Source organism: Pseudomonas sp. GW821-FHT02H09, assembly GCF_059421425.1.
In genome coordinates, this window is sequence record NZ_JBWKVA010000018.1 from 135,014 (window position 1) to 149,555 (window position 14,542).

Annotated in this window: 11 protein-coding genes; 6 read left to right on the top strand and 5 right to left on the bottom strand. The window is 59.1% G+C overall.

The window, feature by feature from the left end; genetic code table 11:
- Nucleotides 1-124: 124 nt before the first annotated feature.
- Nucleotides 125-1,423, top strand: a complete 1,299-nt coding sequence (locus AC07VR_RS22790) for an MFS transporter (protein ID WP_495012610.1) — start codon at nucleotides 125-127, stop codon at nucleotides 1,421-1,423.
- A 160-nt stretch (nucleotides 1,424-1,583) separates the two neighbouring features.
- On the opposite strand, the gene AC07VR_RS22795 is transcribed toward AC07VR_RS22790, so the two are convergent.
- Nucleotides 1,584-3,047, bottom strand: coding sequence for a glyceraldehyde-3-phosphate dehydrogenase (locus AC07VR_RS22795; protein ID WP_494992296.1), 1,464 nt, complete (start codon nucleotides 3,045-3,047; stop codon nucleotides 1,584-1,586).
- Between the two features lie 169 nt (nucleotides 3,048-3,216).
- On the opposite strand from AC07VR_RS22795, the gene mfd reads away from it, so the two are divergent.
- From mfd to AC07VR_RS22810, 3 genes are read left to right on the top strand one after another with little or no spacing between them, the layout of a single operon-like run.
- The gene (gene mfd / locus AC07VR_RS22800) at nucleotides 3,217-6,666 is read left to right on the top strand and encodes a transcription-repair coupling factor (protein WP_494992297.1); all 3,450 of its coding nucleotides are present in this window, start codon (nucleotides 3,217-3,219) and stop codon (nucleotides 6,664-6,666) included.
- A gap of 10 nt (nucleotides 6,667-6,676) precedes the next feature.
- Nucleotides 6,677-7,243 (top strand): CsiV family protein, encoded by a 567-nt coding sequence (locus AC07VR_RS22805; protein WP_495012611.1) that lies wholly within the window; start codon nucleotides 6,677-6,679, stop codon nucleotides 7,241-7,243.
- Between the two features lie 11 nt (nucleotides 7,244-7,254).
- The gene (locus AC07VR_RS22810) at nucleotides 7,255-9,942 is read left to right on the top strand and encodes a DEAD/DEAH box helicase (RefSeq protein ID WP_495012612.1); all 2,688 of its coding nucleotides are present in this window, start codon (nucleotides 7,255-7,257) and stop codon (nucleotides 9,940-9,942) included.
- 107 nt (nucleotides 9,943-10,049) lie between these two features.
- Here AC07VR_RS22810 and AC07VR_RS22815 read toward each other — a convergent pair whose 3' ends face one another.
- From AC07VR_RS22815 to AC07VR_RS22825, 3 genes are all read right to left on the bottom strand, one after another.
- A complete protein-coding gene (locus AC07VR_RS22815; RefSeq protein WP_495012613.1) occupies nucleotides 10,050-10,787 on the bottom strand; it encodes an S-methyl-5'-thioinosine phosphorylase in 738 nt (245 codons plus the stop codon).
- Nucleotides 10,788-10,798: 11 nt separating this feature from the next.
- Entirely contained in the window at nucleotides 10,799-11,797 is a 999-nt protein-coding gene (gene nagZ / locus AC07VR_RS22820; RefSeq protein WP_494992475.1) for a beta-N-acetylhexosaminidase, read from the bottom strand.
- A 209-nt stretch (nucleotides 11,798-12,006) separates the two neighbouring features.
- Nucleotides 12,007-12,714, bottom strand: a complete 708-nt coding sequence (locus AC07VR_RS22825; protein WP_494992301.1) for a TetR/AcrR family transcriptional regulator — start codon at nucleotides 12,712-12,714, stop codon at nucleotides 12,007-12,009.
- A gap of 252 nt (nucleotides 12,715-12,966) precedes the next feature.
- Between AC07VR_RS22825 and lexA the strand changes: the two genes are divergently transcribed.
- Together lexA and sulA are read left to right on the top strand one after the other, a co-directional pair.
- Nucleotides 12,967-13,578 carry a transcriptional repressor LexA gene (gene lexA / locus AC07VR_RS22830; RefSeq protein WP_494992302.1) on the top strand — a complete coding sequence of 204 codons (612 nt, stop codon included), beginning with the start codon at nucleotides 12,967-12,969 and terminating at the stop codon, nucleotides 13,576-13,578.
- A gap of 10 nt (nucleotides 13,579-13,588) precedes the next feature.
- Complete coding sequence (sulA, locus tag AC07VR_RS22835; protein WP_495012614.1) at nucleotides 13,589-14,062, top strand: SOS-induced cell division inhibitor SulA; 474 nt, start codon at nucleotides 13,589-13,591, stop codon at nucleotides 14,060-14,062.
- 100 nt (nucleotides 14,063-14,162) lie between these two features.
- On the opposite strand, the gene AC07VR_RS22840 is transcribed toward sulA, so the two are convergent.
- Complete coding sequence (locus AC07VR_RS22840) at nucleotides 14,163-14,396, bottom strand: hypothetical protein (RefSeq protein ID WP_495012621.1); 234 nt, start codon at nucleotides 14,394-14,396, stop codon at nucleotides 14,163-14,165.
- Between the last annotated feature and the right edge of the window lie 146 nt (nucleotides 14,397-14,542).

Here is a 14,542-nt window from a genome sequence, read left to right on the forward strand (position 1 = left end):
CTCCCTCCATGGATACACATATTGTTACAAACTGCTCGATGGGACGGCGAATGCCCGACTTCGGCAAAAGGAAGCGTCAAGACCAGGGATTCCAAATAAGACAGCCAAAAGTGAGCACCTTCAAATGTCCTCGAATACGGGCAAAGGCAAAGCGATTTTTCGCGTTGTCAGCGGCAACTTTCTCGAGATGTTCGACTTCATGGTCTACGGCTTTTACGCCACGGCCATCGCTAAAACCTTCTTCCCTGCCGATAGCGCTTTTGCTTCATTGATGCTGTCGCTGGCCACCTTCGGGGCCGGCTTCCTGATGCGCCCACTGGGTGCAATTTTCCTCGGTGCCTACATCGACCGCCATGGCCGCCGCAAAGGTTTGATCATCACCCTCGCACTGATGGCCGCGGGCACCGTGCTGATTGCCTGTGTGCCGGGTTACGCCACACTGGGCGTCGCCGCGCCACTGATCGTGTTGTTCGGTCGACTGCTGCAAGGCTTCTCGGCCGGCGTGGAACTGGGCGGCGTGTCGGTGTATCTGGCAGAAATCGCCACTGTGGGCCGCAAAGGCTTTTTCGTCAGCTGGCAATCCGCGAGCCAACAAGCCGCGGTGGTCTTCGCCGGTCTGCTCGGCGTGGGCCTGAACCACTGGCTGAGCCCGGATCAAATGGGCGATTGGGGCTGGCGCGTGCCGTTCCTGATCGGCTGCATGATCGTGCCGGTCATCTTCGTGATTCGTCGTTCGCTGGAAGAAACTCCGGAGTTCCAGGCACGCCAACATCGCCCGACCCTAAAGGACATTGTTCGCTCGATCAGTCAGAACTTTGGACTGGTGCTAGGTGGCATGGCGCTGGTAGTGATGACCACTGTGTCGTTCTATCTGATTACCGCCTACACCCCGACCTTCGGCAAAGCCGAGCTGAACCTGTCGGACCTGGACGCGCTGCTGGTCACGGTCTGTATCGGTCTATCGAACTTCTTCTGGCTACCAGTCATGGGGGCGCTTTCCGACAAGATCGGCCGCAAACCGCTACTGTTGGCGGCGACCATCCTGGCTCTGCTGACGGCTTATCCGGCGCTGTCCTGGCTGGTGGCCAACCCGAGCTTCAGCCACTTGCTGATCGTCGAGTTGTGGCTGTCATTCCTTTATGGCTCGTATAACGGCGCCATGGTGGTAGCCCTGACCGAAATCATGCCGGTTGAAGTACGGACGACCGGCTTCTCCCTGGCCTACAGCCTGGCGACTGCGACCTTTGGCGGATTCACGCCAGCGGCGTGCACCTACCTGATCCATGTTCTGGGCAACAAAGCGGCACCGGGAATCTGGCTCAGTGGTGCAGCGGTTCTTGGGTTGGTCGCAACGCTGGTGTTGTTCCGTGGCAACAAGCATGCGCTGCGCACCGCGCAAGCGTCTGTAGTCGGCGGCGCCTGACAGATCGATCGCGGGCAAGCCTCGCTCCTGCATGGGTTGCGCAAATCCTGTAGGAGCGAGGCTTGCCCGCGAGACGCCAGATCAGACGATCTCAACCCCAAGCAACCCGCACAAACAAAAACGCCCCGACAAGTCGGGGCGTTTTTGTTTGTGCAATCGCTTAGCGCGGGAACGCTGGCGGGTTTACACCGGCCATGTCTTCCATCACGCGGACTACCTGGCAGCTGTAACCGAATTCGTTGTCGTACCAAACGTACAGAACAACGCGGTTATCGTTGCAAATGGTCGCTTCAGCATCCACCACGCCGGCGTGACGCGAGCCAACGAAGTCGGTGGAAACCACTTCCTGCGAGTTGACGTAGTCGATTTGCTTATGCAGATCGGAGTGCAGCGCCATGTAGCGCAGGTACTCGTTCATCTCTTCGCGGGTGCTGGCTTTCTCAAGGTTGAGGTTGAGAATGGCCATCGACACGTTTGGCGTCGGAACGCGGATCGCGTTACCGGTCAACTTGCCAGCCAGCTCAGGCAGTGCCTTGGCAGCGGCGGTGGCAGCACCGGTCTCGGTGATTACCATGTTCAACGCGGCGCTACGACCACGGCGATCGCCTTTGTGGAAGTTGTCGATCAGGTTCTGGTCGTTGGTGTACGAGTGAACTGTTTCAACGTGACCGTTGACGATGCCGAACTTGTCGTTGACGGCCTTGAGCACCGGCACAATGGCGTTGGTGGTGCAGGAAGCGGCGGAAACGATCTTGTCGTCAGCAGTGATTTCGGCATGGTTGATACCGTGCACGATGTTCTTCAGCTTGCCTTTGCCTGGCGCGGTCAGAACAACGCGGTCGATACCCGGGCAGGACAGGTGCTGACCCAGACCCTCGGCGTCACGCCATACGCCGGTGTTGTCCACCAGCAGTGCGTTGTTGATGCCGTACTGAGTGTAATCCACTTCAGTAGGGTTCTTCGCGTAGATCACCTGGATCAGGTTGCCGTTGGCGGTGATGGTGTTGTTGGCTTCATCAATAGTGATGGTGCCATCGAACGGACCATGAACCGAGTCACGACGCAGCAGGCTGGCACGCTTGACCAGATCGTTCTCGGCGCCCTTGCGGACAACGATGGCGCGCAGACGCAGGCCGTCGCCACCACCGGTTTTTTCGATCAGGATGCGCGCCAGCAGACGGCCGATACGACCGAAGCCGTACAGTACAACGTCAGTGCCTTTACGCCCGGAACCATTTTGCTTGCCAACCACATCGGCCAATTCGTCACGGACGAACTGCTCGGCAGTACGGCCATTGCCTTCGGTCTTGAACTTGACGGCCAGCTTGCCCAGGTCTACCGAAGCGGCGCCGAGCTTGAGCTCGCTCATCGCTTTGAGCAGCGGGAAAGTTTCGTGGACGGACAATTCGCTGTCGTCGGACTGGCGATGGCGAGCAAAGCGGTGAGCTTTGAGAATCGCGATGACTGAACGATTGATCAGGCTGCGGCCATAGATCGAACTCACCACGTTGTTATTGCGGTAAAGCTGACCGATAAGCGGAATCATCGCCTCAGCGAGCGCTTCACGATCGATCCATTCACCAAGACACTGGTCGGGCTTCTGAGTCACGGGAACCTTCCACATGTAGGGGCAGAAAAAAGGGGCTACATTATGCCGCCGACTCACCGCCGGATCAATGCGCGCCTGTCGCGACGTGGTTTTCGCCCTTCGTTTGGCAGTCTGCAACTGACAGCTGGCACCTTCGCCCGCTACAATTGTCGACTTTGTCGCAACGCTTGGAGCTGAACCTTCCGTGCCCGTTCTGCGTCTACCGCTACTCCCTGCCGCCGCAGGTAAACAGCACTGGGGCAACCTGCCCGGTGCGGCCCTGAGCCTGGCTATTGCCGAGGCTGCCAGCGCTGCCAAGCGCTTCACCCTGTTACTGACCGCCGACAGCCAAAGTGCCGAACGGCTGGAACAGGAGCTGAGTTTCTTCGCGCCTGATTTGCCGGTCCTGCATTTCCCGGACTGGGAAACCCTGCCATACGACCTGTTTTCGCCGCATCAGGACATCATTTCCCAGCGCATCGCCAGCCTGTATCGGTTGCCGGAGCTCAGTCATGGCGTTTTGGTAGTGCCGATCACTACGGCCCTACATCGCCTGGCGCCGACCAAATTCCTGCTCGGCAGCAGCCTGGTACTGGATATCGGCCAGAAGCTCGATGTCGAGCAGATGCGTACACGACTGGAAGCCAGTGGCTACCGCTGCGTCGATACCGTGTACGAGCACGGCGAGTTCGCGGTCCGCGGAGCACTGATCGACTTGTTCCCGATGGGCAGCAAACTGCCCTACCGCATCGACTTGTTCGATGACGAAATCGAGACCCTGCGCACCTTTGACCCGGAAAACCAGCGTTCCATCGACAAGGTCGAATCAGTGCGGCTGCTGCCGGCGCGGGAGTTTCCGCTGCAAAAGGATGCGGTCACGCGCTTCAAGGCGCGCTTCCGGGAGCGTTTCGATGTCGACTTCCGTCGCTGCCCGATCTTTCAGGACCTGAGTAGCGGCATTACTCCGGCCGGTATCGAGTACTACCTGCCGCTGTTCTTCGACGAAACCTCGACCCTGTTCGACTATTTGCCCCAGGACACCCAGGTGTTTTCCCTGCCGGGCATCGAACAGGCCGCCGAGAATTTCTGGAACGATGTGCGCAACCGCTACGAAGAGCGTCGCGTCGATCCGTCGCGCCCATTGCTGCCACCGGCCGAGCTGTTCCTGCCGGTGGAAGACTGCTTTGCGCGCCTGAAAAACTGGCCGCGCGTCGTCGCCAGCCAGCAGGACATAGAAACCGGAGTCGGCCGCGAACGCTTCCCGACCCAGCCATTGCCCAATCTTGCTATCGAAGCCAAGGCCAATCAGCCATTGGCAGCGCTGGCCGGCTTCCTTGATGAGTTTCCCGGCCGCGTGCTGTTTACCGCCGAATCCGCCGGTCGCCGCGAAGTGTTGCTGGAGCTGCTTGAACGGCTGAAGCTGCGCCCGAAAACCGTCGACAACTGGCCGGACTTTGTCGCCAGTAAACATCGCTTGGCAATCACTATCGCACCGTTGGACGAAGGCTTGGTGCTGGATGATCCTTCACTGGCGCTGATTGCCGAAAGCCCGCTGTTCGGTCAGCGCGTGATGCAGCGTCGCCGCCGGGAAAAGCGCGCCGACGGCAACAACGACGCGGTCATCAAAAACCTCACCGAGCTGCGTGACGGTGCGCCGGTCGTGCATATCGATCACGGCGTCGGCCGCTACCTGGGCCTTGCGACGCTGGAAATCGATAATCAGGTCGCCGAATTCCTGACCCTCGCCTACGCCGAAGGTGCCAAGCTCTACGTGCCGGTAGCCAACCTGCATTTGATCGCCCGCTACACCGGCAGCGACGATGCCCTGGCCCCGTTGCACCGCTTGGGCTCGGAAACCTGGCAGAAAGCCAAACGCAAAGCCGCCGAGCAAGTCCGCGACGTGGCTGCCGAACTGCTCGACATCTATGCCCGTCGCGCGGCGCGCGAGGGTTACGCCTTCGCTGACCCGAAAGCCGATTACGTCACCTTCAGTGCCGGTTTCCCGTTCGAAGAAACCCTGGACCAGCAAACCACCATCGACGCGGTGCGCGCCGATATGCTCGCCCCCAAACCCATGGATCGCCTGGTCTGCGGCGACGTGGGCTTCGGCAAGACTGAAGTGGCGATGCGCGCGGCATTCATCGCCGTGCACGGCGGTCGTCAGGTAGCGATCCTGGTGCCGACCACCCTGCTCGCCCAGCAGCACTACAACAGCTTCCGCGACCGCTTCGCCGACTGGCCGGTGAGCGTGGAAGTGATGAGCCGGTTCAAGTCGACCAAGGAAGTGAACGCCGCGGTCGCCGACCTCGCCGAAGGCAAGATCGACATCGTCATCGGCACGCACAAGCTGCTGCAAGACGACGTGAAGATCAAAAACCTCGGGCTGGTGATCATCGACGAAGAGCACCGTTTTGGTGTCCGTCAGAAGGAACAGCTCAAGGCCCTGCGCAGTGAGGTCGACATCCTGACCCTGACCGCCACGCCGATTCCGCGAACGCTGAACATGGCCGTGTCGGGCATGCGCGATCTGTCGATCATCGCCACCCCGCCGGCCCGTCGCCTGTCGGTACGTACCTTCGTCATGGAGCAGAACAAGAGCACAGTCAAGGAAGCCCTGCTCCGCGAGCTGCTGCGTGGCGGCCAGGTCTATTACCTGCACAACGACGTGAAGACTATCGAGAAATGCGCCGCCGACCTCGCCGAGCTGGTGCCGGAGGCACGGATCGGCATCGGCCACGGGCAGATGCGTGAACGCGAACTCGAACAAGTGATGAGCGACTTCTATCACAAGCGCTTCAACGTCCTGATCGCCTCGACCATCATCGAGACCGGTATCGACGTGCCAAGCGCCAACACCATCATCATCGAGCGCGCCGACAAATTCGGTCTGGCTCAATTGCATCAGCTGCGCGGCCGGGTCGGTCGCAGTCACCACCAGGCCTACGCCTACTTGCTGACACCACCACGCCAGCAAATCACTCCGGACGCGGAAAAGCGCCTGGAAGCTATCGCCAACACCCAGGATCTCGGCGCAGGCTTCGTGCTTGCCACCAATGACCTGGAAATTCGCGGTGCCGGCGAATTGCTCGGCGACGGTCAGAGCGGCCAGATTCAAGCGGTCGGCTTTACGCTGTATATGGAAATGCTCGAGCGTGCGGTCAAAGCCATTCGCAAGGGTGAACAGCCAAACCTCGATCAGCCGCTAGGCGGCGGCCCGGAAATCAACCTGCGCTTGCCTGCGTTGATTCCCGAAGACTATCTGCCCGACGTCCACGCGCGGCTGATTCTCTACAAGCGCATCGCCTCAGCCACCGACGAAGAAGGCCTGAAAGATCTGCAAGTGGAAATGATCGACCGCTTCGGCCTGCTCCCGGAGCCGACCAAGAATCTGGTGCGCCTGACCCTGCTCAAACTGCAGGCCGAACAGCTCGGCATCAAAAAGGTCGACGGCGGCCCGCAAGGCGGTCGTATCGAGTTCGCGGCGCAAACTCCGGTCGACCCACTGGTGCTGATCAAGCTGATCCAGGGCCAACCCAACCGCTACAAATTCGAAGGCGCCACGCTGTTCAAATTCATGGTGCCGATGGAAACTGCGCAAGAGCGTTTCAATACATTGGAGGCGCTGTTCGAGCGCCTCATTCCGAAAACTGCTTGAAGGACGCCGAATGCGCCTGTTTCGCTCACTGACCTTGCTTCTGGCACTGGTCGCACCCATGGCGTTTGCCGACAACCTGTATCTGGTTGAAATGATCCTGATCCGCCAGAACGCAGTGCCGGCGATCGCCAGCCGAGCCGCACCGGAAGACTGGGCAGCTGGCGCCCAGCGCATCGCACCGCAAGACGAACGCTCGCCAAGTCTCAACAGCGAAGCCTCCAAGCTCGCGGCGAACAGCGATTACACGGTGCTGCTGCATAAAACCTGGCAACAAAAACTGGACGATGAGCCAAGCAAAATCGCGGTCAGCGCTGGCAAGGAGCAATACGGCCAATTCCCGATCGAGGGCACGCTTAACCTGAAACTGGGACGTTTCACCGACGTCGACGCGGAGTTCTGGATCAATCAGATCAACAGCAACGGCCTGGTGACCTCCAGCGAACAACTGAAGCAGAACAGCCACACCAAAAATGGCCAACTCAACTTTCTCGACAACGGGCATCTGGGCCTGCTGATCAAGATCACTTCGCTTTCGGCGCCGGCCAAGCCACCAATCCCTCTTGAAATTCCGGACTGACTGAAGTCCCTATGTCCCCGACCCTGACCAAACCTCTGGCACCTTCCTGGGTCAGTCGATTCAAAGAACAAAGCCTGGAGCGTGGACGCCGCTACGCCCTGGAAAAGCGCGCCAGAATCATCCAGGCCGGCGACAGTACGATCACCGCCAGCTGCGAAGGCTCAGGTGGCAACGTTTACCGTCAGACCATTCGCTTGCGCGAGTCAGCCAAAGGCACCTTGCTGATGGTCGATGCCACCTGCACCTGCCCGGTCCGCAGCAACTGCAAGCACTGCGCGGCGGTGTTGCTGCAAGTGCAGGAAACCCTCGCTTACCCGGCCGCCGCACAAGATGCCGAACTGCTGGAAAAGCTTCAGGCTGTTCTGGAAAACCGTAGCCCGGCCGCCTTGCCACAACTGTTAGTGGATAACGTGCAACCGGTTCCGCGTCTGTGGCTTGCGAGCATTGAGTTCAGCGCCTTCGAGCCGCGCAACGGCAAAATGCAGCGCTACATCCAGCATCGCGCCGCCCTCTCTTTCAACTATCTGGATGAATACGTCAGTGGCCAGAAGAATGCTGACATCCTGATTCGCCAGGAGCAGCAAACACTGCGGATCAAACGCCATCCCGAAGTCGAAAACGCCTATCGCGAACAGCTTCGAATCCTGGGTTTCAAGATCGCTACCCGACAAAGCAAGGCACTCCCGGAAAGCGCCGGCGAACTGTTTGAGATGGTCAACGACAGCGCCTGGCTGACCCTCACCCTCAATGAGCTGCCAAAGCTGCGCAGCCAAGGCTGGGAGCTGCAGATCGATGAGGACTTCGGCTTTGATCTGACGGCCGTCGATGACTGGTATGCCACAGTTGAAGAAGCACCTGAGCGGGACTGGTTCGACCTTGAGCTGGGAATTATCGTCAATGGCGAGCGGCTGAGCCTGCTGCCAATCCTGCTCAATCTGATGCGCTCGCACACCGAATTGCTCAACCCGGAACGGCTTGCCAAACGTCGCGACGACGAGCTGATTCTGGTGAACATCCCCAACCGCCCCAACTCCGAGCACGGCCCATTACAGGTGGCCCTGCCGTTCGGCCGTTTGAAGCCGGTGCTGGCGACCCTTGGCGAGTTTTATCTGCAAGAGCCCGGCACAACCACCCTGCGCTTGAGCAGCGCCGATGCAACGCGCCTGAACCCACTGGAGGAATTGCCGCTGCTCTGGGAAGGTGGCGACCACATCCGCACCTTCGCCCAGCGTCTGCGGGACATCAAAGACTACACAACGACCGCACCCGACGGACTGAACGCCACACTACGGCATTATCAGCTGGAAGGTTTGAGCTGGATGCAGTCGCTGCGGCAACTGGAAGTCGGCGGGATCCTCGCGGACGACATGGGGCTGGGCAAGACCCTGCAAACCCTGGCCCATGTGCTGAGCGAGAAGAACGCGGGACGCCTGGACCGGCCATGCATGGTGGTGATGCCCACCAGCCTGATCCCCAACTGGCTTGATGAGGCGGCGCACTTCACCCCGCAACTCAAAATTCTGGCGCTGTACGGTGCCGGGCGCAAAAAGCACTTCGACGAGTTGACGGATTACGACCTGATCCTGACCACTTATGCGCTGCTGCCCAAGGATGTCGAGCGTCTCGCCGCCCTGCCGCTGCATGTTCTGATCCTTGATGAAGCACAATACATCAAGAACCCCAACAGCAAGGCTGCCCATGCCGCGCGCGAGCTCAATGCCCGGCAACGCCTGTGCTTGAGCGGTACGCCACTGGAAAATCATTTAGGCGAACTGTGGTCGCTGTTTCACTTCCTGTTGCCCGGTTGGCTCGGTGACGTGAAGACCTTCAATCGCGATTACCGCGTGCCGATCGAAAAGCGCGCCAGTGAAGTACGGCTGCAGCATCTCAATGGCCGGATCAAACCCTTTCTGTTGCGCCGGACCAAAGAACAGGTCGCCACCGAACTGCCGCCGAAAACCGAGATCATCCACTGGGTCGAGCTCAACGAAGCGCAGCGTGACGTCTATGAAACCATGCGCCTGGCCATGGATAAAAAAGTCCGCGACGAGATCACCCGCAAAGGCGTTGCCCGCAGCCAGATCATCATCCTCGAGGCGCTGCTCAAACTGCGTCAGGTCTGCTGTGATTTGCGACTGGTCAATGAGGCCCCACCAGCGCGCGGCAGCTCGTCCGGCAAACTCGACAGCTTGATGGAAATGCTCGAGGAGCTTTTCGAAGAGGGTCGACGCATTCTACTGTTTTCGCAATTCACCTCGATGCTGTCCCTGATCGAAGAGGAACTGAAACGCCGCGGCGTCGCCTATGCACTGTTGACCGGACAAACCCGGGATCGACGCACGCCGGTGAAGGCATTTCAGAGTGGCAAGCTGCAAATCTTCCTGATCAGCCTGAAGGCCGGTGGTGTGGGCTTGAACCTGACCGAGGCCGACACCGTCATCCACTACGATCCGTGGTGGAACCCGGCCACCGAAAACCAGGCCACCGACCGCGCCTATCGCATCGGTCAGGAGAAGCCGGTATTCGTCTACAAGATGATTGCTCGCGGAACCGTCGAAGAGAAGATTCAGCATCTACAAAAGGAAAAATCCGACCTGGCGGCGGGAGTGCTGGATGGACGCAAGACCGGGGACTGGAAATTGCAGAGCGAGGATATTGAAGCGTTGTTTGCGCCGCTGCCGCATAAGTCAAAAGGATAGCGGCGCCGGTTATACCGCCATCCTGTAGGAGCACGGCTTGCCGGCGATGGCGTCCTTGAGATCGTCATCGTCGGAACGCGGCCCGGAGCAAGCTCTGCTCCTACAACTCAGCCCGCCAACACCCGCGCCAGGGTCGATTTAACCTTACCCATACCGTCCTGCAACGCTTGCTCGATCTCGGCCATGGTGATCACCGCGGTGGACTTGCCCGCCGCCGGGTTCACCACCAATGCCAGGCAGGCATAAGCCAGATCCAGCTCACGAGCCAGTGCAGCTTCCGGCATGCCGGTCATGCCAACGATATCGCAACCATCACGCTCCAGTCGGGCGATCTCGGCTACGGTTTCCAGACGCGGCCCCTGGGTGCAGGCATACACGCCATGACTGCTGTAGGCACAACCCTCAGCCGCCAGCGCGGCGATCAGCTTCTCTCGCAGTGGTTCGCTGTAGGGATAGCTGAAGTCGATGTGAGTAACCTGCTCAAGATCATCGGCAAAGTAGGTGTGTTCACGACCGCTGGTGTAATCAATGAGCTGGTGGGGGACACAAAAATGCCCTGTGCCCATTGCCGCATGAATTCCGCCCACTGCGTTGACCGCCAGAATCGCCTCGGCACCCGCCTGTTTCAAGGCCCAGATATTGGCCCGGTAATTCACCTGATGCGGTGGAAAACGGTGAGGATGGCCGTGACGCGCCAGAAACAGCACTTCACGCCCGGCGTATTCGCCAAACTGGATGTCCGCCGAAGGCGTCCCGTACGGCGTATCCAGCGGCAACGATTGGCGAATGCTCAAGCCTTCAAGCTGAGTGAGACCAGTGCCACCAATAATCGCGTAAACCGTCATTGCAAAAATCCTTAATCAATCAGTTGGGCATCTTTGAGCGCGCCAAGGGCCGCCAGCCAGCGCGGATCCTGGCGGTATTCGCTAGTCGCGAACGCTTTGCCGCGCATTCGCGCGATACGCGCAGACGGCGTGACCTTCAATCGCTGGGCGGCGCTCAAGGCCAGCTCGGCAGCCGCACGATCGTTACACACCAGCCCCATATCGCAACCGGCCGACAGCGCCGCCTCGATTCGACTCGCTGCATCGCCAACTACGTGAGCACCGGCCATGGACAGGTCATCGCTGAAGATGACGCCATCAAATTGCAATTCACCGCGCAGGATGTCCTGCAACCAACGGCGAGAGAAACCAGCAGGTTGAGAATCGACTTGAGGGTAGATAACGTGGGCCGGCATCACCGCCGCCAACTGTTTGCTCAAACGGGCAAACGGCACCAGGTCATTGGCGCGAATGTCTTCCAGGCTGCGCTCGTCGGTCGGTATGGCCACATGGGAGTCAGCCTCCGCCCAGCCGTGACCGGGAAAGTGCTTGCCGGTGGCAGCCATACCGGCGCTGTTCATTCCGCGAATAAAAGCTCCCGCCAGTAAAGCCGCGCGCTCTGGATCCCCTTCAAATGAACGACTGCCCACGACAGCGCTGCGCTGATAGTCCAGGTCCAGTACCGGGGCGAAACTCAAGTCGAGGCCGACCGCCAGCACTTCAGTCGCCATGATCCAGCCACACTGCTCGGCCAGATACTCGGCATTGGGGTTATCGGCAATCGCCCGCATCGCCGGCAAACGCACAAAGCCCTGGCGTAGACGTTGTACCCGACCGCCTTCCTGGTCTACCGCCAACAGCAGGTCCGCACGCACGGCGCGGATCGATGCACTCAGCTCACGCACCTGGCGCGGATGCTCGATATTGCGCGCAAAAATGATCAAGCCACCCACTTCGGGTTGGCGCAACAATTGGCGATCTTCAGCCGTCAGCCAGGTACCGGCGACGTCCACCATCAAGGAGCCTTGCAGGCCAGATGTCATAGAAATTCCTTAATAACGGGATGCGCGCACGGCACATCAACGATGAGCCCGGCCCGATGCAGACGCACGACCGGATCGCCACAGGCAAAGCCCGGCAACAGAGGGCCGGCGCAGAGGATATGGAGCGGATCTAAAACTGGAGTCGGCATGGGCGGCTAGCTTAGCGGATGTAAGCAGTCGCGCCCACCCGTGTGCGGCTAAACCTTGGCGACCGCTGGGGTCGATTTACTGCGCGGTCTTAGCTGTGCGGTGGCCATGCCATCATCGGTGACGCCGGTTTCAGCGCGCATACCGGCCGCCAGAAACGGCACCATCAAACGCATTACCTGCTCAATCGAGGTATTGACCCCAAAATCGGTCTCGGCAATTGCCCGCAGGGCCTTGATACCCGACATGCTGAACGCCGCTGCACCCAGCATGAAATGCACGCGCCAGAACAGTTCGATAGGTGGAATACGCGGCGCGGCCTCGTTGACCAGCATCATGTAGCGGCGGAACACCTTGCCGTACATGTCTTCCAGATAGCGACGCAAGTGCCCCTGGCTCTGACTGAAAGCCAGCCCCAGCAAACGCATGAAAATAGAGAGGTCGTTGCCACTGCGTGGCTGAACCACCAGAGCTTGCTCGACGAGGATTTCCAGCAGTTCTTCCAGGCTCGGCTTGTTGTCCGGCTTGGCCTGACGCCGCTCGAGCTCGCGATCGAGACTGACGCAGAAGGGACCGAGGAAACGCGAAAAAACCGCCTGAATCAGCGCTTTTTTTGAACCGAAATGATAGTTCACCGCCGCCAGGTTAACCCCGGCCTTGCTGGTGATCAGCCGTAATGAGGTTTCGGCAAACCCTTTTTCCGCGAACAACTGCTCGGCAGCATCGAGAATACGTTCAACGGTTTCGGACTGGGCCATGGCTACTCCGCCTGACAAACACTTGTTTGAAACATACGTTTCAGACTTTACCTTGTCAAGCCTGCCTGTCCGTTTTCCGGCCGGTCAGTCACCTATTAAATCACACAAGTCTGACTGTGTAGTCAGTCCTGTAACTCATGGCACGATCAGCTGCAATTCGACCGCCCGGCGGACTGGATAAAAAGGAGGATTGCCAAGAACGATCCACTGTATATAATCCCAGTCACTGTATAAAAAGACAGAGCGATCGAAATGCTAAAACTGACGCCACGCCAAGCTGAGATTCTGGCTTTTATCAAACGCTGCCTCGAAGACAACGGCTACCCGCCGACTCGCGCGGAAATCGCTCAGGAGCTGGGTTTCAAGTCACCCAACGCCGCTGAAGAACACCTCAAGGCACTGGCCCGCAAGGGTGCAATCGAGATGACGCCAGGCGCTTCCCGCGGAATTCGCATCCCAGGCTTCGAAGCCAAGGCAGGCGATGACTCTACCCTGCCGATCATCGGCCGGGTTGCCGCCGGCGCACCGATTCTCGCACAGCAGCACATCGAAGAATCCTGCAACATCAACCCTGCCTTCTTCCATCCTCGCGCCGACTACCTGCTACGCGTACACGGCATGAGCATGAAAGACGTCGGCATTTTCGACGGTGATCTGCTCGCTGTACATACCACTCGCGAAGCTCGCAATGGCCAGATCGTGGTTGCCCGGATCGGCGATGAAGTCACCGTGAAACGCTTCAAGCGTGAAGGCAGCAAAGTCTGGCTGATTGCCGAAAACCCCGAGTTCGCCCCTATCGAAGTGAACCTGAAAGATCAGGACCTGGTGATCGAAGGCTTGAGTGTCGGCGTCATTCGCCGCTAAAGGAGGCTTTATGCAGTTCCCACACACACCACAGCAAGCACAACTGTCACTGTTCGAGGCGTTTATGGCGCAGCCACTCGCCCCGATCCTCAAAGACGTGGTCGAGTCGCCCTGGAGCGCCGGGCCCGAAGCTTTCAGTGAACTGTCGTTACGCGGTGCAGCCGGGAACTGCCTGAACCTGCTGGCCCCTATTCTCAGAGAGTTGAGCCAGGACCAGGACGCTCGCTGGCTGACACTGATTGCCCCGCCATCGAGCCTGACCCAGGCCTGGCTACGGGACGCAGGATTGAACCGCGAGCGGATTTTGCTGCTGCAACCACGAGGCACACAAAGCGCTCAGCAACTGACTTGCGAGGCGTTGCGCCTGGGCCGCAGCCACACTGTTGTCAGCTGGCTCAACCCACTGGCGCCCAGCGCACGGCAACAGCTGATCAGCGCTGCCCGCACAGGGGACGCGCAAAGCCTGAATATTCGTCTGGGTTGATCAACAGGACTGTAACGAAACTTGAATACCATAGGGCTTCTCAAGAATAGAGAAGCCGATTTGAAGCAACGAATTGCACCAAAAAAACCGACAAACGGACTCAGTGAAGAATCCGTGGCCCGTCTTCTCTCTCAAATTCGCCTTCAACCAGACGTCCAGCCATCTGCACACCAACGCTCAACATGGCCTTGGCCACTTCAACGTGCTGACCTTGCAGAAACGCTTTGGCATCTTCGGAAAAATTCAAAGTAACCAGAGAACCCTCGTCCTCAGCCCTGCGCAGCTCGATACGGCCGTCAGGCAACTCAACAATTTCTAGAAAGGACGTTGGCATAAAGGTCTGTTCTCCACGAAAGGCCGGCATTGTAGCAGCTGGCGAAGCCTGCGTCCTTGTAGCAGCTGGCGAAGCCTGCGTTCGGCTGCGAAGCAGTCGTAAATCCTGCCTCCACGGTTTGTCTGGAATACCGCAGAGTCTGATTT